The organism is Microcella alkaliphila, from assembly GCF_004216855.1.
Classification (GTDB): Bacteria; Actinomycetota; Actinomycetes; order Actinomycetales; family Microbacteriaceae; genus Microcella; species Microcella alkaliphila.
This window is the reverse complement of the sequence record NZ_SGXT01000013.1, coordinates 163400-183044: the sequence shown is the minus strand read 5'-3', so window position 1 is coordinate 183044 and position 19645 is coordinate 163400. Positions and strand designations below refer to the sequence as shown.

Genomic DNA, 19645 nt, shown 5'->3' with positions numbered 1-19645 from the left:
CACCTCCCCTCCCCCTCTACAGAAACGGAACCATCGCGATGAGCGAGAACACCGAGACCGAGTACCGCATCGAGCACGACACGATGGGCGAGGTTCGCGTGCCGAAGAGCGCGCTGTACCGCGCGCAGACGCAGCGCGCCGTCGAAAACTTCCCCATCTCCGGCACACGCCTGGAGGCCGGGCAGATCAAGGCGCTCGCGCAGATCAAGCGCGCCGCGGCCCTCGTGAACGCCGAACTCGGAATCCTCGATGAGACCCTCGCGCGCGGCATCGTCGCCGCCGCGGACGAGATCATCGGGGGCGCGCACCTCGAGCACTTCCCCGTCGACACGTACCAGACGGGCTCGGGCACGTCGTCGAACATGAACATGAACGAGGTGCTTGCCACGCTCGCCACGCAGCACGCCGGCACCGCCGTGCACCCGAACGACCACGTGAACGCCTCGCAATCGTCGAACGACGTGTTCCCGACCTCGGTGCACCTCGCCGTCACCGAGGCGCTCCTCGCCGATCTGATTCCGGCGCTCGAGTACCTCGCCGAGGCGCTCGAGGAAAAGGCCGAACTGTGGAAGACCGCGGTCAAGGCCGGCCGCACACACCTCATGGACGCCACCCCGGTCACCCTCGGCCAGGAGTTCGCCGGGTACGCCCGCCAGGTGCGACTCGGCATCGCCCGCGTGCGGGCAACGATCGAGCGCGTTGCGGAGGTTCCGCTCGGCGGCACCGCCACGGGCACCGGCATCAACACTCCGCTCGGCTTCTCGCAGAAGGTCATCGCCGAGCTCGCCTCGTCGACCGGCCTGCCCATCACGGAGGCCGAGGACCACTTCGAGGCGCAGGGCGCCCGCGATGGGTTGGTCGAGGCGAGCGGCGCTCTGCGCGTCATCGCCGTGTCGCTGACGAAGATCTGCAACGACCTGCGCTGGATGGGCTCTGGCCCCAACACCGGCCTTGCCGAACTGCACATTCCCGACCTGCAGCCGGGCTCGTCGATCATGCCGGGCAAGGTGAACCCCGTCGTGCCCGAGGCCGTGCTCATGGTGTGCGCGAAGGTCGTCGGCAACGACGCGACCATCGCCTGGGCCGGCGCATCGGGCTCGTTCGAGCTGAACGTCGCGATCCCCGTTATGGGCACGTCCCTGCTCGAGTCGATCCGTCTGCTCGCGAACTCGACCCGCGTGCTCGCCGACAAGACCGTTCGCGGGCTTGAGGCGAACCTCGACCGGGCCCGTGCGCTCGCCGAGTCGTCGCCCTCGATCGTGACTCCGTTGAACCGCGTCATCGGCTACGAGGCCGCCGCGAAGGTCGCCAAGCACTCGGTCGCCAAGGGGCTCACCGTGCGCGAGGCCGTCATCGACCTCGGCTTCGTCGAGCGCGGCGAGGTCACCGAGCAGCAGCTCGACGAGCTGCTCGACGTGCTCTCGATGACCTCCCCCGGCCTCTAGCCTGCGGCGCCGCCGCCCCTACTGGAAGTAGTGGGGGCGGCTCACCGACACGGTCGAGACGAACATCACGCCGGGCCGCCGCTCGAGCAGTTCGCGCAGGCCCGCGATCAGGGCGGGGGCGCGGTCGTCCGGAACGACCGTGATCGTGAGGGTCAGAGCATCCTGGTCGTTGAAGAGGGCGCGGCCGTCGTGAGCCCCGTGGTGCCCGAGCCCGGTCACGCCGGGCAGGCTCGTGTAGCCGGTTGCGCCCGCGCTGACGATCTGGCGCGAGACGGCATCAGCGTCGGACGAGCGAACCACCACCTCGACCTTGGTCATGGGAGAGAGTCCTTCGACGGTCATGCCGCCTCCTTCGTGTCGGTCGTCTGATCAGTGTTGTCGGTCGGGATGCGCGGATGCCAGCCGTCGGCGCGGCGCTCGACCCAGCCGTGGCCGTCTGCCGCGGGGGCGACAAGGCGCACCCACTCGCCGAGAACCAGGTCGCGAACGATGTCGTGGCGCTCGATGATGCGGTCGATGCGGCCGAGCGGCGCATCCACGATCGCGAGCAGGCGCACCGGCTCGTGGTGGTGGCCCTCACGGGTCATCACCGACTGCTGGGGAAGCCCGATGCGCAGGTCGCCGTCGGGGCCAGTGAGCACGCCGAGGCCGCCAACGAGATTGTGTACGGTCTTGCTGCCCGCGCCGAAGACCTCGGGGTCGACGGTCGAGAAGTAGTACTGGGCGTTGATCCAGTGGGCAACGACGAGCGGCGCGGTGAGAATCGTCGTCAGCGCGACGCCCTCAGTGTCGGCCTCCGGGTCGTAGCTGTGCAGGAACGTGCGACGACCGAGGTCGACACCGCGGGTGAGGTCACGCGGGCCGATGATGATCGCAGCGTTGCGGGCGAGGCCCCACTCGGGGAAGACCTGGGCCCAGTCGGCCGCGCGGCGCGCGACCTCGGCCTCGGCACCCGCCCGGCGCCCGCCCGGCAGATCGGCGAGTCGCTCGCGGCGCAGGCGCTTTCCCGCCACGGCGAGGTCGGCGCGCAGCGCGCTCACGACGACCTGGTGCCGACCGCTGAGGGCGTGCGTGTCGTGAATGGTGACGCGGTCGGTGACCGTGTCGTGCTCGCCGCCGAGGAAGATCGTCGTGTCGTCGATCGTGATGCCGCGGGCAGCGAGCCCCTCACGCACGGCGGGCGCGTTGAGCAGCGCGGCGGCGATGCGGGCATTGCTGGCGCCGCGATGCCCGCCGCACGCGCCACAGTCGAGCGCCGTGCGGAACGGCGAGTTCGTCGTCGTCGCACCATGGCCGAGCAGCAGCACGACGGGCGCGAAGTGGCGGGTCATGCCCATCGTGGTGAGGATGGTCTCGGCCGTCAGCACCTGCTCGTCGACCGACATCGCCGAGTCGAGGTCGAACAGCGTCGGAGGCGCCGACCGCAACTCGTCGGGGCGCGTGGCCTCGCCGAGCGCGCCGGGCGAGACCGAGCGGAGCGCGGCGAGTGGGCCGAGCATCCAGCCGCTGAGTTCTGCCCAGCCGAGTGCGGAACCGACGGAGCGTTCGGGGGCGCGCAGCGATCCGCGCCAGGCGAGACTCGAGCGGAAGCGGTCGAGGGCGGTTCGCGCGCGCGGCGCTGCGCCCGGGCGTGGGCGCTCGTCGATCGCGTGCCGCGGCGACAGCAGCACCGGGCACGAGTCGAGTCCGGCGCCCGCACCGAGCGGGGTGACGCGGGCGGCCACGCCGAAGAAGCCGGCGAATCCGCTGGTTCCGTAGGGGCCGACCGCCTCGATGTGACGGCGGAGGCCCTCGCTGCGCACGTCGATGCAGCAGACGATGTGAGCGGCCTCGGGGGTGCGTCTGTCCTCACCGGTACCGGCCGCATCGCCCCGGGCGGGCACCCGCAGGGCGCGCAGCAGGGCGTCGTGCGTGGCGGCTTCGGCGGCCTCCTGCCAGACGAGCAGGCGCTCGGCCGACAATTCGGGCGCGACGGGCGCGGCCGGGTCGGGGGCCCCGAGGATCGTCGTCAGCGCGAGGCGCACGGCGAGGAATTCGACGGCGTCGATGTCGCGCTCGACGCTCGAGCGGCGGCGCAGCGCCGACGTCCATCCGGGCGTGCGGGCGAGGTGCTGGCCAAGCAGCTCGAGTGCGTCCGTGTCGTCGAGGCGTCGGCCGGCGAGGTGGCGGGCGATGACGCCATCGGCGCGCTCCGGCAGCTCGCGCAGCAAGCGACGGGCGCGGGGACGCAGCGTCGGGTCGACGAGGGCGAGCGCCCGCCAGTCGCCGTAGAAGCCAGCACCGCCCCGCACCGACCACGCCGCCTCACCATCGGCGAACCAGCTGCGCGCGAAACGGCCGAGTCGGTCGTCGACACGCTCCGTTAGCCGGTCGAGCTCCGGCGCGGCCGGGATGCTCGGGGCAGCGGCAAGGAACGCCTCCACGATCTCGTCGTCGCTGTCCGCACCCGCCCCCGCGTCGGAGGATGTGCCCCGCCTGCGCAGAGCCGCCGCCAGATCGGCGCGGCGGACCCGTCCGGAGCGGAGCAGCTTGTGGTAGCCGGCCTCGCCGATCGACCCGGCGGCACCGACCGCGGCAGCCCCCTCCGTCGCCGCGACCCCGAAGCCGGCGGCGAGCCGGGGCAGCAGCGGGTTGACGGCGACGGCGGCGTCGAGGCCGTAGTAGTCGCCGATCACGTCGAGGGCGACGTCGGCGAAGGCGCGCACGCGCTGCAGGTCGGCGGTGCTGGGTCCGGTCACGGCGGCCGGAGTGCTGAGCACGGCGCCGTCACGCGGTGCGGGAAGGGACGTGGTCACGCGGCGACCTCCTGGCGGTGGGTGGTGGGCTGGGTTGTGGACGATGCGGCGGCGGGCAACGCTGCGGCGCGGGCGCGGGTGCGCGCGGCCGGCGTCCTCGGTGCCGCACCCAGGGCGAGCGCCGCCGCGAGAGCGGCGCGCTCGTACGACGCCCCCGCCGCCGTCCGTCGGAGGACGGCCAGCAGAAGAACCGCAAGGGCGGCGGCGAGGGCGAGCGCGACGGATGCCGCCGGGGTGGCGAGGGGCGCGCCGAGGGCGGGGCCGAGCATCCGGGTGAGTGAGCCGAGGGCGAGAGCCGCGGCGAACGACAGGGTGGCGGAGGCGGTGAGTCGCGTGAGCGCCTCACCGGTCGTGACCGCGTGGGCGACGAGCCGGCCGGCCGCGGCGGCGAGCGCGAGGCCGATCATGAGGGTGATGACCGCGCCGCCGAGCGACACCGCGCCGGGGTAGGCGACCAGCACGCCGGCGACAACGGCGGCCGCGGCGACGGTTGCGCCGAGTGGGGTGCCCGCGCGCGGCAGGACGCGGCGGTGGGCGGCAGGAGAGCGGCGCTCGCGGGCACGCCGGTCGACGCCGTCACCCGAGGACAGGAAGCGGGAGGACTTGTACCAGCCGTGTGCGACGAGGTGCAGCAGCGCCGCGACCGTCAAGCCCAGCCCGATGCAGAGCAGGGTGAAGCCGAGCTGCGCCACCGTCGACAGCACGAGCTTGCCCTTGATGTCGGGGCGGGCGGCAAGGCCGGCACCCCCGACGACGATGGCGAGCGCCCCGAAGGCGGCGGCGACGATGAGCGGCGCGGCGCCGGCGTTCATGGCCGGCAGCTGCAGGATCAGGAGGATCGCGCCGCCGTTCACGACACCGCCGTGCAGGGCTGCACTGACGGGCGTCGGCGCGCGCAGAGCATCGAGCAGCCAGCCGTGTGCGGGAACCCCGGCGGCGCGGATGATGGCCGCTCCCACCAGGAGGATGGCGGCGGCAGTGCCGGGCCCCACGATGACGGCGGCCCAGACGAGCACGTCGGAGGCGACCAGCCAGGTAGCGGGGCGCCGGGCAGCCGACGTTCCCCCGCCGAGGCGGAGCGCGACGATCACGCCGAGGGTCGCCGTGCTCCACGCGATCGCCTGGGCGGGCAGTGGGGCGAGCACGACGAGTGCGGCGGACGCGACGAAGACCAGCGCGAGGGCGGCCGTGACGGATGCGCCGTGCCGGTCTCCGCGCAGGCTGCGGTGCGCGTAGGGCAGCACGGCGAGGGCGACGAGCAGAACGAGCGCGAGAAGCAGCAGGGTGGCGGCGTCGAGCCGCAGCAGCTCGGTGAGGCTGAGATCGGGAACCATGCATGAACCTCCTATCGCGTCACACAATACAGGTAATTTGTTACATGTAAAGACTGACGCGTAAAGAATTACCGCGATGCGTGCATCCCGCGCCTACAGTGGAGGGGTGTCGGAGTGGACGTTTCTCACCAACCACGCACACGTGCTCGTGTGCCTCTCCGATGACGAGTCGCTGCGCGTGCGCGACATCGCCGAGCAGGTCGGCATCACCGAGCGGGCGGTCGTGCGCATACTCGGCGAGCTGGTCGACGCCGGCTACCTCGAAAAGTTCCGCGACGGACGGCGGAACACGTACCGCATCCTGCGCGATCAGCCGCTGCGGCATCCCCTCGAAAGCGCTCACACGGTGGGCGACCTGCTCAACTCGGTCGCGGGCTAAACGCCACGGAAACGGGCACCGTCGACGCGGCGCTACGGACGCGAAAAGCGGGCCGGGATGCCGAGCAGCTCTCCGATCCGCACCACCGGTTCTGAAGCGCACGCGGTCCGCACCCCGGCCCGCGCCCTCACCCTACCGCTCGTGATGAGCCCCCAACGGGATCGGGATGCGGCACCCAGACTTGGCGCCTCTACGCGAGCTCGTTGCCCTCCAGCAGGTCGGTGACGAGCGCGGCGATGGCGCTGCGCTCGCTGCGGGTGAGCGTGATGTGGCCGAACAGCGCGTGCCCCTTCAGCGTTTCGATGACGCTCGCGACGCCGTCGTGGCGGCCCACACGGAGGTTGTCGCGCTGCGCGACGTCGTGGGTGAGCACAACCTTGGAGTTCTGGCCGATGCGGGACAGCACGGTCAAGAGAACGTTGCGCTCGAGTGACTGCGCCTCATCGACGATGACGAAGGCGTCGTGCAGCGAGCGTCCGCGGATGTGCGTCAGCGGCAGCACCTCGAGCAGGCCCCGGTCGACGACCTCGTCAAGCACGTTCTGCGACACGACACTCGACAGGGTGTCGAACGTGGCCTGCGCCCACGGGTTCATCTTCTCGCTGGCATCCCCCGGAAGGTAGCCGAGCTCTTGTCCGCCGACCGCGTACAGCGGGCGAAAGACCATGATCTTGCGCTGCTGGTTGCGCTCGAGCACCGCCTCGAGGCCTGCGCACATCGCGAGCGCCGATTTGCCGGTGCCCGCGCGACCGCCGAGCGAGACGATGCCGACCTGGGGGTCCATCAGCAGGTCGATCGCGAGTCGCTGCTCGGCCGAGCGGCCGTGGAGGCCGAAGACGTCGCGGTCGCCGCGGACAAGCTGGATCTCGTCATCGCCGACGACCCGGCCGAGCGCCGAGCCGCGGTCGGAGTGGATCACGAGCGAGGTGTTGACGGGCAGCTCGCGCACCGTGTTCGAGCGCACCACCTCGCGGTCGTAGAGGTCGGCCATCTGCTCGGCCGACAGGGTGACATCGGCCATTCCGGTGTAGCCGGAGTCGACGGCGAGCTCGTGCCGGTACTCCTCGGCCGCGAGGCCGATCGATGACGCTTTGACGCGCATCGGGAGGTCCTTCGAGACGACTGTCACGTGCATCCCCTCTGCGGCGAGGTTCATCGCCACGGCGAGGATGCGCGAGTCGTTGTCGCCGAGCTGCAACCCGCTCGGCAGCACCGACTGGTTCGAGTGGTTCAGCTCGACGCGCAGGCTGCCGCCCTCGTCGCCCACGGCGACCGGGAAGTCGAGTCGTTCGTGCTTGATGCGCAGCTCGTCGAGGTTACGCAGCGCCTGACGGGCGAAGTAGCCGATCTCGGGGTCGTGGCGTTTGGCTTCCAGCTCGCCGATGACGACGACCGGCAACACGACGGCGTGTTCCGCGAAGCGGAACATCGCCTTCGGGTCGCTCAGCAGAACCGAGGTGTCGAGCACGTACGTCCGCTGCGCCACCTCCGCCTTCTGCTCGGTCGCGTTGGACGAGGAACGAGAGGTGCGAGTCGCGGCCACGGTGCTCCATCCCCGGGGCACCTCCGGCGCACCCGGAACCAGTTCTACGAGGTCGGCCGGGGGCTCGCGAGACGAGCGTCCGGCCGTCTCGATCGGGCGCGGTGCCCGATGCCGCTGACGCTACGCCCGACGCGAGGGATGCGCGGGAACGACACGCGAGAACACCCGCGCGTTCACGCGACCGTCATGTTCTGAAACTCGGCACAGGCGAGGCGCAGGAGGTCGAGCGTGTCATCGCGCGTCGACACGTGGGCTGACAGGCGCACCGCCCCACCGATCGTCGCGGCGGTGATGCCGTGGTTATGCAGGGCCGCGGTGAGCGCCGTGATCGCGCCGCGCGGAGGCTGGATGACGACGATGCCCGCACGCTCGGCGTCGTCGCGCGGCGACAGCACGCCAAGGCCGGCAAAGTCGGCCAACTCGATGATCTGAGCACACGTCGCAAGCACCCGCTCGCGGATCGCCCCGACGCCGACCAGGGCGACCTCCTCCGCAGCGCCCGCCAAACGCGCCTGGGCCGTGGGGTCGGCGTATCCGACCCGGTACGCGCGCGCCCCGCTCACCGGGGGCGAGACCTGATCGGTGCGGTCTTCGCCGTGGCCGCCCGCCGCCGCCAGCCAGCCAGACCACACCGGCACGAGCTGTTCGGCAGCTCGGTCGCTGAGCGCGAGAAAGCCGGTACCATAGCCGGCCCGGAGCCACGTGCGCCCTGTGCCGACGACAACGTCTGCCACCTGCCACGGCGCATCGACGACACCGAGCGCCTGGCTCGCATCGACGATGAGAAGCCGGTCGCCAATGACCTGGCGGATGCCGTCGAGGTCAACGAGGTGCCCCGTTCGGTCGTCGACGGCGCTGACCGCGACCGCCGCGATGGAGCCGGTGAGGGCATCCGCGATCGATGCAGGGGTCACCCGCTCGTGGTCGGGGGTGAAGCGGGTGGCCTGCAGCACACCCAGCGCGTCGGAGGCCCGAGCGACCGCGTACGAGGTCGCCGGGTGCTCGCTCGTCGACAGGGCGATGCCACCGGTGAGCCCGAACGCGACGTGCATGAGCGCCTGGGAGGTCGACGGCTGGAAGACAACCTGTTCGGGTTCGATGTCGAGCAGGGCGGCGATGGCCGCATCCACCCGGTCTTCCTGGTCGACGATCGCCGTCAGCGAGCCGAAGCGGGCGTTCGACAACAGCAGGGACTGCGCCCGCTCCTCCCCCATGGCTGCCTCGCCGATCGGAGCCACCGTGGCGAAGTCGAGGTAGCCGGGTTCGTCGGTGAACTCGGCAGCGTACTCGTCGAGCGTCGGCATCGTGTCGCCTTTCGTTGGGGTGTGCGGTCAGACGTCTCGTGTGCTCGTCACTGCCCGAAGCGCCGCTGGCGCCTCGAAAAGTCGCGCAGCGCTCGCAGGAAGTCGACCTCGCGCAGATCGGGCCCGAGGGCCTCGACGAAGTAGAACTCGCTGTGCGCGCTCTGCCACAGCATGAAGTCGCTGAGGCGCTGTTCACCGGAGGTGCGGATCACGAGGTCGGGGTCCGGTTGCCCGCCCGTGTACAGGTGCTCGGCGATGTGGTCGGGGGTGACCTTCTCCGCCAGGTCGTCGAGGGACCCCCCGCCCGCTGAGTGCCCCTGAATGATGCGCCGCACCGCCTCGACGATCTCGCGGCGACCGCCGTACCCGACCGCGAGGTTCACATGCAGACCGGGATGCTGTTCCGTCGCCTTCGAGGCGCGCTCGAGCGCCGCGCACAGCTCCGCCGGCAAGCCGTCGCGGCTGCCCACGTGGTGAACCCGCCAGTCGCGCACGCCCGACAGCTCGTCGGCCAGTTCGGCGATGATCTGGGTCAACGCGGCCAGCTCGTCGCTGTCGCGGCCCGACAGGTTGTCGGCCGAGAGCAGATAGAGGGTGACGACCTTGATGTCCGCGTCGTCGCACCACTCGAGAAACTCGCGCACCTTGACGGCGCCCGCTCGATGGCCGTGCTCGGTGCTGCCGCCCCACTGGCGCGCCCAGCGGCGGTTACCGTCGATGATCATCGCCACGTGATGCGGGTGCGTCGTACCCGCCAGCTGACGGCGCAGCCGACCCATGTAGAGGCGGTAGAGGGGCCCGCGCCCCGCGAGAGTTCGCGTCGAACGCACAGCACTACGGTAGTCCACGGCGCACGCGTTGTGGCGGTCGTCCAAGCGGACCGGGGGCACACATCCGCGCGACGTAGCATCAACGTATGACCGCCACCCCGCAGGGTCCGTCCACGGACCGCGACAACTCCACGCCCGAATCCGTCGAGCGCGAGCCGGGAGCGAACATCCCGAATATTCCCCTCCTGGACGACTCGATCGACTATCGCGCGGGCGAGAAGAAGCCGACCTGGCGGGGCTGGATCCACGCCGGCACTTTTCCGCTCGCCGTCGTCCTCGGGCTCGTGCTCGTGGCTCTCGGTGACGGCCCGATGGCCCGCTGGTCGAGCGCGGTCTTCGTCTTGAGCTCACTGCTGCTGTTCGGTATCTCGGCGACGTACCACCGCTTCACCTGGAGCGACCGCATGCGGGTGCTGCTGAAGCGGCTCGACCACGCGAACATCTTCCTGCTGATCGCCGGAACGTACACGCCCCTCTCGCTGCTCGCGCTCCCCCTCGACAAGGGGCTCATTCTGCTCGTACTCGTCTGGTCGGGGGCGCTGCTCGGAATCGGATTCCGCGTGTTCTGGATCACCGCTCCGCGCTGGGTCTACGTTCCGCTGTACCTGCTGCTCGGCTGGGCCGCTGTGCTTTACATCGGCGACCTCGTCGCCGCGAACGTGGCGATGATGGTGCTGATCGTCGCCGGTGGCCTCGCATACACCGCCGGCGCGATCATCTACGGAATGAAGAAGCCCAACCCGATTCCGGGCGTGTTCGGCTTCCACGAGATCTTCCACGCGCTCACCGTCGTGGCGTTCCTCTGCCACTGGACCGCGACGCTACTCGTCGCGATCAACCCGCCGTTCAACGCCGGCTGAGTCGGCGGGGGTCACATCGGGCGCGAGCTCGCCTGCCTCTGCCTGCTCAGCGGCGAGCCGCTCGGCCTCGAGCCGCTCGCGCACCTCGCCGCGGTAACGCACCCGGCGGATGCGCCGCGACATGTCGACGATGATGAAGATCGACGCGACGGCGACGAAGAAGATCGCAAAGAACCCGGCAACCCCGGGTGTGACCGTGTTCGGGTCACCCTGGAACGGCGGGATGAGCGGGTCGTCGATGGGGTTCGGCCCGAGGCCCTCAGGCAGTCGGGAGATAACGGACCAGAACACGGCGGATGCGCTCCTTGACAGACAACGGGATCGGCGCGTCGATCGCGCGCCGGCCGGGAGGGGCCGCACAGGATCGGCCCCTACCCTGGGAACACCCAGCGTATCCCCCGCGCCAGAGCGAACACCGAGAGGGCACAGCGAACCCCATGACCGTGCAGCAGCGCCTCGATGAGCGCTACGGCCGCAGCCCCAACGAGGACCGACGCACCCGGCGCATCCTGATCATCGGCGGCATCATCTTCACGCTCGTCTTCGGGTCGTGGGTTGTCTGGGGCGGCCTCTCGGGCACGAACGCCACCCTCGAGGTGCGCGAACTCGGCTTCGCCGAGGTGACGGAGACGAGCATCACGGTTGCGTGGGAAGTCTCGGTCGACCCGGGCACCGACGTCTCCTGCGCCGTCCAAGCCCTCAATGAGAACTTCGGCATCGTGGGGTGGCGGGTGCTCGACCTTGGCGCCTCCGACCAGCGCACCCGCACTTTCACCGAAACGCTGCGCACCTCGGAGCAGGCTGTGACGGGTTTGCCGTACGGTTGCTGGCTCCCGTAGTCTTTCCCGAATCGATCTCGGAACCGGCCGCGTCAGCGGCCGGTTCTGTTTTGCATCAGGAGGCACTTCATGAGCGACACCAGTGGCACCACCCAGTGGCTCACCCAGGACGCGTACGACCGGCTGCAGTCCGAGCTCGAGCACCTGTCGACGACGGGCCGCGCCGAGATCGCCAAGCGCATCGAGGCGGCGCGCGACGAGGGCGACCTCAAGGAGAACGGCGGCTACCACGCTGCGAAAGACGAGCAGGGCAAGATCGAGGCGCGCATCCGCACGCTGACCGAACTGCTCAAGAACGCATCCGTCGGCGACGCCCCCGAAGCAGACGGTGTCGTCCGTCCCGGCACGGTGATCACGGCGACGATTCTCGGCGACGACGAAAAGTTCCTGCTCGGCAGCCGCGAGATTCTCGCCGACGGCAGCGACCTCGATGTGTTCAGTGAGGCGAGCCCGTTGGGCCAGGCGATCAACGGCGCCAAAGTCGGCGACACGGTGAGCTACGAGGCGCCGAACGGAAAGAGCATCGAGGTCACGATCGTCGAGGTCGAGACCTACGCGCCCTAAAAGTCGACGCGCGGTTCATAACCCGAAACGCGAATCAGCGTTTCGCGTGTGCGCTAAAAGTCGACGCGCGGTTCATATCCCGAAACGCGAATCAGCGTTTCGCGTGTGCGAGAAACTCACCCCGCATCGCTACCCAAACGCGAATCAGCGTTTCGCGCGTGCGTTAAAAGTCGACGCGCGGTTCATAACCCTCGGCCCTGAGCGCGCCCAGCACCTGTTCGGCGTGCTCGGGGCCGCGGGTTTCGATGTGCAGTTCAAGTTCGACCTGGCTGATCGCGAGCCCGGTGCCGTGGCGGGTGTGCAGCACCTCGACGACGTTGGCGTTCTGCGCCGCGACGATTTCGCTCGTGCGCGCGAGCTGCCCTGGCCGGTCGGGCAGCGGGATGCGCAACTTCAGGTAACGCTCGCTGGCCGCCAGTCCGTGGCTAATCACGCGCTCCATGATGAGTGGGTCGATGTTGCCGCCGGACAGCATCACGACGGTGGGCCCGGTCGCCCGAACCTTGCCAGTGAGGATCGCCGCGACACCGACGGCACCGGCCGGCTCGACGACGAGCTTGGCGCGCTCGAGCAGCACGAGCATGGCGCGCGCGATGTCGTCATCATCGACGGTGACGACATCGTCGACGGTGTCCTTGATGATCGCGAAGTTCAGCTTGCCGGGCTTCGAGACCGCGATCCCGTCGGCGATGGTCGGGCTGATCGTGATTTCGGTCGGAGCGCCCGCGGCGAGCGAGACGGGGTATGCGGCGGCGTTGACCGCCTGCACTCCGATGACGCGAATCTCTCGGCCGAGCGCGGCGGCCCGCTGCTTCAGGACCGAAGCCATGCCCGAGATGAGCCCTCCCCCGCCAATGGGAACAACCACGGTCGCGAGGTCGGGCACCTGATCGAGCACCTCGAGCCCGAGCGTGCCCTGACCGGCGACGACATCGGGATGATCGAACGGCGGGATGTAGACGGCACCGGTGCGCTCCGCGTGCTCAGCGGCGGCCTTGAGCGGTTCCGCAACGGTGTGCCCGCGCAACACGACGTCGGCGCCGTAGTCGCGCGTGGCGGCGAGCTTCGGCAGGGCGACGCCGATGGGCATGAAGATGGTGGCTGGGATGCCAAGCTCGCGCGCGGCGAACGCCACGCCTTGGGCGTGGTTACCGGCCGACGCGGCGACCACGCCACGCGCCTTCTCGTCGTCGCTCAGCGACGAGATGCGGTTGTACGCGCCACGGATCTTGTACGAGCCGGTGCGCTGCAGGTTCTCGCACTTCATGAAGACTGGCTGCCCGAGCACGCGGCTCAGATAGTGCGATGACTCCATCGGCGTCACGTCGACCACGCCATTCAGAGTGGTGCGCGCCCGCTCGACCTCCTCGAGCGTGGGGCCGGCGATCGTGAGCTCGTGCGTCATTCGTCGGCCTTCCTATCGGCGGGTTCAGAATCACTGGCAGGCGACTCTGGTTCAGGCGGCAAGATGTCTGCCAGTTCGGGGTCAGGGTGCTCGCGCCAGGCGCCGCTCGCCAGGTAGCGGACCACCACGTTCAGCACGGCCGCGATGGGCACCGCGAACAGGATGCCCGGTATTCCCGCGAGGAAGCCGCCGGCGGCGACCGCGAGCACGACGGCGAGGGGGTGAACCTTGACCGCCTGACCCATCACGAGCGGCTGCAGGACATTCGACTCGACCTGCTGCACGAGGAGCACGATGGCGAGCATGATGAGGGCGATCACGATGTCGTAGTAGACGAGCGCGATGAAGACCGCGAGCGCCCCGGTGACGACGGCGCCGACGATCGGCACAAAGCTTCCGAGGAAGACGGCGACCGCGATCGGCAGGGCAAGCGGCAACTGCAGAATCAGGGCGCCGAGGCCGATACCGACCGCGTCCACGAAGGCGACGAAGATCTGCACCTTCGCGAAGTTGCTGAGCGTCAGCCAGCCCGCCTTACCGGCACCGTCGACCGGCACCCGCGCCGGCTTCGGGAATAGTCGCACGATGAACCGCCAAATGCGGGGGCCATCGATGAGGAAGAACAGCAGGGCGAAGAGCGCGAGGATCGCGCCGGTCGCCACCTCGGCGGCGGTCGATCCGACCGACAGGGCGCCGGAGAGCAGGAAGTCGGGGTCGATCTCGAGTTCGTCGATCGCGTTCGCGATCCAGTCGCTGATGGTGTTTTCGCTGAGGCCGAAGGTGTCGGTTGCCCACACGATGAGTTCGTCGTAGCGCTCGATCGCGCGCGCCTCGATCGAGGCATACCCTGCTCGAATCTCGGACACGACGAGCCACACCAACCCGGTGACCGTGCCGAGCAGCGTGAGCATGGCGGTGATGACCGCGAGCCACTTGGGAAAGCGCAGCCGGCGCTGCAACAGGCTCGAGAATGGCTGCAGCAGCGCGGCGAGCAGCACACCGATCAGCAACGGGATGATGAGCAGGCGCAGCTGGATCACCAAGAAGATCAGGATCGCAATCGCACCCGCGACCACGAGGAAGCGCCACGACCACGCGGCCGCAACGCGCATGCCCGGCGAGACCGTGGACTCGGCGCTGAACGCCGGTGTCTCAGGGCTTCGCAACCGACGGAACATTCGGCCAGTCTACGAGCAGGCTCGGGATGCTCGTGGCCGCGCACATGCCCTGCCGGGCATGCGCGCTCGTCCGGGGTCGGCACTAGCGTTGCCGTGTGGACCAGCTCAGCCGCGCCGAGGCGCGCCGCCTCGCGCTCGCAGCCCAGGGGTTCGATCGAGCCCAGCCGTCGGCCGTGTCGGCGCGCACGCTGAATTCCGCCGTCGACCGTGTGCAGGTGCTGCAGCTCGACAGCGTGAACGTCTTCGCGCGCTCGCACTACCTCCCGTTGTTCGCCCGCCTCGGCGCCTACGACACGAGCGCGCTCGATCGTCTGGTGTTCTCACGCCGCGGCCGCTACCTCGAGTACTGGGCGCACGAAGCGGCGCTCATTCGCCGCGACGACTGGCCGCTGTGGCAGTGGAAGCGCGAGGCGCTCCGCCAGAAGTACCACGCGCGGGACGGGTGGGTGAGCAAGAACCCTCGGATGATGCGCTGGCTGCTCGACGAGCTCGCGGCGAACGGGCCGATGACGGTCAGTGACGTCGAGCACGACACCGCGGTGCGCCGCGGCCCGTGGTGGGGTTGGAGCGACGTGAAGCTCGGCCTCGAGTACCTCTTCGCCTTCGGCGACGTGGTGAGCGCCGGTCGGCGCGGCTTCTCACGGGTGTACGCGCTGCCCGAGCATATCGGCCTCACCGAGCTGCACGAGCTCGCGGTTCCACGTGCCGAGGCCGAGCGCGAGCTCGTCGCCCGCAGCGTGCGCGCCCTCGGCGTCGGCACGGTGGCCGACATCGCCGACTACCACCGCCTGAAGATCGCGCCCACGCAGGCCGCGCTGCGTTCGCTCGTCGACGACGGTCTCGTCGAGCCCGTCACGGTCGACGGCTGGATGCGCGGCTCGCGTCCCGAACCCGCCTACCGCTGGGCGAGCACGCGCGTGCCCCGCCGGATCGAGACGGCCGCGCTGCTATCGCCCTTCGACCCCGTGGTGTGGTTCCGGCCGCGCACCGAGCGACTCTTCGACTTTCACTACCGCATCGAGATCTACACGCCCGCGCCGAAGCGGCAGTTCGGCTACTACTCGCTGCCCGTGCTCATTGACGAGACGCTCGTCGGCCGCATCGATCTGAAGAGCGACCGTCAGGCCGGGGTGCTCCGCGTCCAGTCGGCCTGGGCCGAGGAGGGGGTCGACCCCGACTCAATGGCCGAGCGGGTTGCGCCCGTGCTCGCGCGGGCCGCGCAGTGGCAGGGCCTGAATGGTGTGGTAGTCGCCGACTGGGGAAACGCGATCGAGGCGATTCGCGCATCCGTCGCCCGAGAGGGCTAGAAGCGCGTCGAGTTCTCGATGAGGCGCTTCACGCGATCGGGGATCGGCGGGTGGCTGGCGAACATGCGGTCGATGACGCCCGGCTTCATCGGGTCGCTGATCCACAGGTGCGCCATCGTCGAGTTCTGACGCTTCATCGGCCGGGCGTAGTCGCCGAGCTTCTGCAGCGCACTTGCCAGGGCCTCGGGGTCGCGCGTGGCGAGCGCCCCCGTCGCGTCGGCGAGGTACTCGCGCTGGCGCGACACCGCGGCTTGGATGGCGGCGGCCGTGAGCGGGGCGATGATCATCGCGGCGAGCCCCAGCACCAAGACGATGGGGTTTCCGCCGTTGTTGCGACTGCCCCCGAAGAACGCCATGCGCAAGAGAATGTCGGTGAGGAACCCGACGAAGACGACGAGGCCGAACACGATCGTGGAAACGCGAATGTCGTAGTTCTTCACGTGCCCGATCTCGTGCGCCATCACCCCGTTCAGTTCGCGGTCGGTCATGATCTCGAGCAGGCCGGTCGTCGCGGCGACCGACGCGTGCTGCGGGTCGCGGCCGGTCGCGAAGGCGTTGGGCGCCGGGTCGTCAACGATGTAGACCTTGGGCATCGGCATGCCCTCGGTGATCGCCAGGTTTTCGACGATGCGGTACAGGCGCGGGTTGTCGGCCTTTTGGATCTGGCGTGCACCCGCCATGGCCAGCGCCTGCGATCCGGCCGAGAAATACTGAATCAGTACGTAGATGGTCGCGCCGATCAGCGTGCCGATCGTAATTGTCAGCCCGCTGCCGTAGGCGTAGTCGAACACGAGGGCGATGAGCCCGATGAAGATAACGAACAGCACGATGATGACCACCGTCTTGCGCTTGTTCGCCGCAATGGCGCGATACACGTGTCAGCCCTCCTGGAAGGCCGGAAGAGAGTCGATCAGGCTGGTCAGAACTGGACCCGGGGCGGCTCGGCGATGGCGGCCGCGTCGGCGACCTCGAAGAAGTCGCGCTCGGTGAAGCCGAGGCTGCGCACGAAGAGCGTATTTGGAAACTGCTTGATCTTGACGTTGAGCTCGCGCACCCCGCCGTTGTAGAAGCGGCGCGACGCCTGAATCTTGTCTTCCGTATCGACGAGCTCGCCCTGCAGCTGAAGGAAGTTCTGGCTCGCCTGCAGCTGCGGGTACGCCTCGGCGACGGCGAAGATGCTCTTGAGTGCCTGCTGCATGTGGTTCTCGGCCGCGCTCGCCTCGGCGGGGCCCTGAGCGCTCAGCGTTTCGGCACGCGCCTTCGTCACGTTCTCGAAGACCTGCTTCTCGTGCGCGGCATAGCCCTTGACTGCCTCAATCAGGTTCGGCAGAAGGTCGGCGCGGCGCTTCAACTGCACCGTGATGTCGCTCCAGGCCTCATCAACGCGCACGTTCAGCGTCACGAGAGCGTTGTACGTCGCCCAGAGGTAAATGCCCGCGATGATCGCGAGAACGAGGATCACGCCAACGACGATGAGGAATTCCATGGTCTCAGCATAGGCCGCGGTGCCGCGCGGCGACAGGGTGACCGCTATACGCGGGCTGTGCACAGCGCGCCGCATGCCCGGGAGACCCGGCGATGCTGGAAGAATTGACAGTCTCCCGAGTTGAGGCGAGAGGGGGGATATTCATGCGGCCTGCCCGGCACCTACGTGGCGCGCCCCGGCGACGGTCGCGGATACTCGCCGTTCTTGTCGCGACGGTCGCGCTCGCGGCGCTGCTGGCCGCCGTACCCGCCGCGCCCGCCCAGGCCGCGGCGGCGTGGGACCTCTCGAACAACGCGTTCATCGGACAGAACGTCGTCGAACTCTCGGGCACGAAGGACGAGGGCAGCGAGCTGCGCATCACCCGGGGAGCTGACGGCTCCGGCGACGTGGTCTGCGTCATCGAAGCCGGCACCGAAACATTCACGTGCGGGCCGCTCAGCGTGCCGAATGGGATCAACGATTTTGGCGGGGTGGTGGAGTTCGGTGACGGGTCGACGACCACCCTTACGCCGCTTCGCCTCCGAGTACTAGGTCCTCCCACCGTCTCGGCTGGCTCCGGATCCCCCATCTCTGCTGGTCGCGTCGTCGGCCAGGGGCAACCCGGCGCACGCCTGCAGGTTCAGACAGTCGGAGACAACGGCGCGGTCGTCCACGCGTGCCCAGATGTGCTGCCCGACGGATTCTGGTCTTGCGCCCTGTCACGTTCCAACGCACCCAGCGGCGAGTATTCGGTGAGTGCACGGCAAGGGCCGCCCGCACCGTCGACCGAGTTCTCGATCTTCGGCACGGCCGTTCCCTTCACCATCGACCGCGAACCGCCGGAGCCGCCCCGCATCTTCGAGCCGAGCAATGGAACGTCGGTAAGTGGCTCCGACATTCGCGTCCGCGGCACCGCGGAAGCGAACGCCAACGTTCAGGTCTTCGTCAATGCCGAACAACGTCGCATCGTTGATGCGACTGACTCAGGCGAGTGGGACTGCATCATTCGCATAACCGGGACCGGCAATCGACATATCCAAGCGCTTCAACGTGACGCAGCCGGGAATTTCAGTGCGCCGACACAACGGATCCAGGTCACCGTTGTCGGCCAGGAAAGCGAAACACCCACGCCGTCGCCAAGCTCTCCGTCCGCAGCACCGGGACCGACGACCCCCTCCGCGCCGGGCACGCCCGACGAGCCCGATGCGACGGACGGCAATGGTGAGGCGGGAGGCGACCCTGACTCGAACGATGGCAGCGCGACGCCGTCTCCTCCGCCCGGCCCGAACGGCTCGGCGCCGCCAGCTCCGGTGCGTCCGGACGGGCCCGCGCCGAACGTCACCGACACCAACTGGGGAACGCCGACGACGTTCGGGGCGTCGCTGCCCACCGCGGCACAGGTGTGGGAGCGCGGTGGCTGGCTCATCGGTCTGCTCGTCGGGATCGGGTACCTGGTGCTCGTGGCCTGGCCAATGCGGCTGGTGACACAGGGGTCACTGCCGCGGCTGCTGCCCCCGGGCTTCCGGCTGACCGGACGTAACCGCGCCGTCGCCGATGACGACAACCCCGTCCTCCCCGGCTGGTTTGTCGCCGCCGGAGTGCTCGGCGGTGCGACGCTCGTCGCCGCGCTCTCGGGCGGCATCGATCTGGAGGTGCGGTACCTACGCCTCATGGCCGCGATCGGGGCGGCGCTGCTCGTCCTCAACCTGGTGGCCGTCGTCATCCCCGCGCGAGTGGCGGGGCGACTCACCTCGTCCGCGGTGACCGAGCGACTGCTTCCCTCGATGCTCATCGCGGCCACCATCACGGCGCTGCTGTCGCGCCTCTGGGATCTGCAGCCGCCCATCCTCGTGGGGGTACTGGTCGCGACGACCATCGTCGGCGTCGTGCCGAGGTCGGCACGCGCGGGCGTCGCGATCGCGCAAACAACCGGGGTCGCCGTCGTGGCTCTCGCCGGCTGGGCCATCCACGACGTGCTCACGCCCGCGGTGGGGTTCTGGGCCAACCTCGCGGCTGAAGGCGCGGCCGCGCTCGCGCTCGGCGGCTTCGGGTCGATCGTCTTGCTGCTGCTGCCGGTGGGGCCATTCCCCGGGCGCACGCTGTACACGATCTCGCGGCTCGGCTGGGCGGTCGTCACGATCATTACGGCTGCGGTCGGAGCAGCGGTTGCCGTGTCGGGGCCGAGCTTCCCGATCGTGCCGCTCGCGGGCGTCGCCGCCGCGTTCGGCGCTGTATGCCTCGCGGTGGTGGCGTGGACGCGCTGGGTCGAGCCGAGTCTGCGCTAGTACCCAGGGTGGGGGTCGAACCCCGCGGCGCGACGGAGCGCCGCGCCGTGCAGAGAGTACCCCGGGTGGGGGTCGAACCCCGCGGGCCGAACCAGGCCCGCGCCGTGCAGAA

The 19645-nt window shown here is 69.5% G+C and carries 18 protein-coding genes; 7 read left to right on the top strand and 11 right to left on the bottom strand.

Annotated features, from left to right (window positions below; translation table 11 throughout):
• The first annotated feature begins 38 nt into the window (after positions 1-38).
• The gene (locus EV140_RS04200) at positions 39-1445 is read left to right on the top strand and encodes a class II fumarate hydratase (RefSeq protein WP_130281397.1); all 1407 of its coding nucleotides are present in this window, start codon (positions 39-41) and stop codon (positions 1443-1445) included.
• Positions 1446-1463: 18 nt separating this feature from the next.
• Here EV140_RS04200 and EV140_RS04195 read toward each other — a convergent pair whose 3' ends face one another.
• The 3 genes from EV140_RS04195 to EV140_RS04185 are packed head-to-tail and all read right to left on the bottom strand — an operon-like array spanning position 1464 to position 5574.
• Positions 1464-1787, bottom strand: coding sequence for a P-II family nitrogen regulator (locus EV140_RS04195; RefSeq protein ID WP_130281395.1), 324 nt, complete (start codon positions 1785-1787; stop codon positions 1464-1466).
• On the bottom strand, positions 1784-4240 hold the full coding sequence (locus tag EV140_RS04190) for a putative inorganic carbon transporter subunit DabA (protein WP_157985600.1): 2457 nt from the start codon (positions 4238-4240) through the stop codon (positions 1784-1786). The genes EV140_RS04195 and EV140_RS04190 overlap by 4 nt, the downstream gene beginning before the upstream one ends.
• Positions 4237-5574 (bottom strand): proton-conducting transporter transmembrane domain-containing protein, encoded by a 1338-nt coding sequence (locus EV140_RS04185; RefSeq protein ID WP_130281390.1) that lies wholly within the window; start codon positions 5572-5574, stop codon positions 4237-4239. The genes EV140_RS04190 and EV140_RS04185 overlap by 4 nt, the downstream gene beginning before the upstream one ends.
• A gap of 76 nt (positions 5575-5650) precedes the next feature.
• Between EV140_RS04185 and EV140_RS04180 the strand changes: the two genes are divergently transcribed.
• Positions 5651-5953, top strand: coding sequence for a helix-turn-helix transcriptional regulator (locus tag EV140_RS04180; RefSeq protein ID WP_130281388.1), 303 nt, complete (start codon positions 5651-5653; stop codon positions 5951-5953).
• Positions 5954-6143: 190 nt separating this feature from the next.
• Here the strand turns inward: EV140_RS04180 and EV140_RS04175 are convergent, their stop codons facing one another.
• The 3 genes from EV140_RS04175 to EV140_RS04165 form a co-directional block, all read right to left on the bottom strand.
• A complete protein-coding gene (locus EV140_RS04175; protein WP_241971314.1) occupies positions 6144-7439 on the bottom strand; it encodes a PhoH family protein in 1296 nt (431 codons plus the stop codon).
• Positions 7440-7669: 230 nt separating this feature from the next.
• Positions 7670-8800, bottom strand: a complete 1131-nt coding sequence (locus EV140_RS04170) for an aminotransferase class V-fold PLP-dependent enzyme (RefSeq protein WP_241971285.1) — start codon at positions 8798-8800, stop codon at positions 7670-7672.
• 47 nt (positions 8801-8847) lie between these two features.
• Positions 8848-9630: an isoprenyl transferase gene (locus EV140_RS04165; protein WP_277871086.1), complete on the bottom strand. Its 783-nt coding sequence runs from the start codon at positions 9628-9630 to the stop codon at positions 8848-8850.
• An 86-nt stretch (positions 9631-9716) separates the two neighbouring features.
• Between EV140_RS04165 and trhA the strand changes: the two genes are divergently transcribed.
• Positions 9717-10490, top strand: a complete 774-nt coding sequence (gene trhA, locus EV140_RS04160) for a PAQR family membrane homeostasis protein TrhA (protein ID WP_130281386.1) — start codon at positions 9717-9719, stop codon at positions 10488-10490.
• On the opposite strand, the gene EV140_RS04155 is transcribed toward trhA, so the two are convergent.
• Positions 10452-10781 (bottom strand): hypothetical protein, encoded by a 330-nt coding sequence (locus EV140_RS04155; RefSeq protein ID WP_130281384.1) that lies wholly within the window; start codon positions 10779-10781, stop codon positions 10452-10454. The two genes, trhA and EV140_RS04155, sit on opposite strands and share 39 nt — an antisense overlap.
• 146 nt (positions 10782-10927) lie before the next feature.
• On the opposite strand from EV140_RS04155, the gene EV140_RS04150 reads away from it, so the two are divergent.
• Together EV140_RS04150 and greA are read left to right on the top strand one after the other, a co-directional pair.
• Complete coding sequence (locus tag EV140_RS04150; RefSeq protein WP_130281382.1) at positions 10928-11329, top strand: DUF4307 domain-containing protein; 402 nt, start codon at positions 10928-10930, stop codon at positions 11327-11329.
• 69 nt (positions 11330-11398) lie between these two features.
• Positions 11399-11893 (top strand): transcription elongation factor GreA, encoded by a 495-nt coding sequence (gene greA, locus EV140_RS04145; protein WP_130281380.1) that lies wholly within the window; start codon positions 11399-11401, stop codon positions 11891-11893.
• Between the two features lie 163 nt (positions 11894-12056).
• On the opposite strand, the gene ilvA is transcribed toward greA, so the two are convergent.
• Entirely contained in the window at positions 12057-13298 is a 1242-nt protein-coding gene (ilvA, locus tag EV140_RS04140) for a threonine ammonia-lyase (RefSeq protein ID WP_130281378.1), read from the bottom strand.
• On the bottom strand, positions 13295-14476 hold the full coding sequence (locus EV140_RS04135; protein ID WP_130281376.1) for an AI-2E family transporter: 1182 nt from the start codon (positions 14474-14476) through the stop codon (positions 13295-13297). Before EV140_RS04135 ends, ilvA begins: the two co-directional genes overlap by 4 nt.
• 95 nt (positions 14477-14571) lie before the next feature.
• On the opposite strand from EV140_RS04135, the gene EV140_RS04130 reads away from it, so the two are divergent.
• Positions 14572-15783: a winged helix-turn-helix domain-containing protein gene (locus EV140_RS04130; RefSeq protein WP_130281374.1), complete on the top strand. Its 1212-nt coding sequence runs from the start codon at positions 14572-14574 to the stop codon at positions 15781-15783.
• Here EV140_RS04130 and EV140_RS04125 read toward each other — a convergent pair.
• Positions 15780-16658: a M48 family metalloprotease gene (locus EV140_RS04125; RefSeq protein ID WP_130281372.1), complete on the bottom strand. Its 879-nt coding sequence runs from the start codon at positions 16656-16658 to the stop codon at positions 15780-15782. The two genes, EV140_RS04130 and EV140_RS04125, sit on opposite strands and share 4 nt — an antisense overlap.
• A 44-nt stretch (positions 16659-16702) precedes the next feature.
• Positions 16703-17269, bottom strand: coding sequence for a LemA family protein (locus tag EV140_RS04120; RefSeq protein ID WP_130281370.1), 567 nt, complete (start codon positions 17267-17269; stop codon positions 16703-16705).
• 143 nt (positions 17270-17412) lie between these two features.
• Here EV140_RS04120 and EV140_RS04115 point away from each other — a divergent pair, with 143 nt between their 5' ends.
• Positions 17413-19533 (top strand): hypothetical protein, encoded by a 2121-nt coding sequence (locus EV140_RS04115; RefSeq protein ID WP_130281368.1) that lies wholly within the window; start codon positions 17413-17415, stop codon positions 19531-19533.
• Positions 19534-19645: the final 112 nt, after the last annotated feature.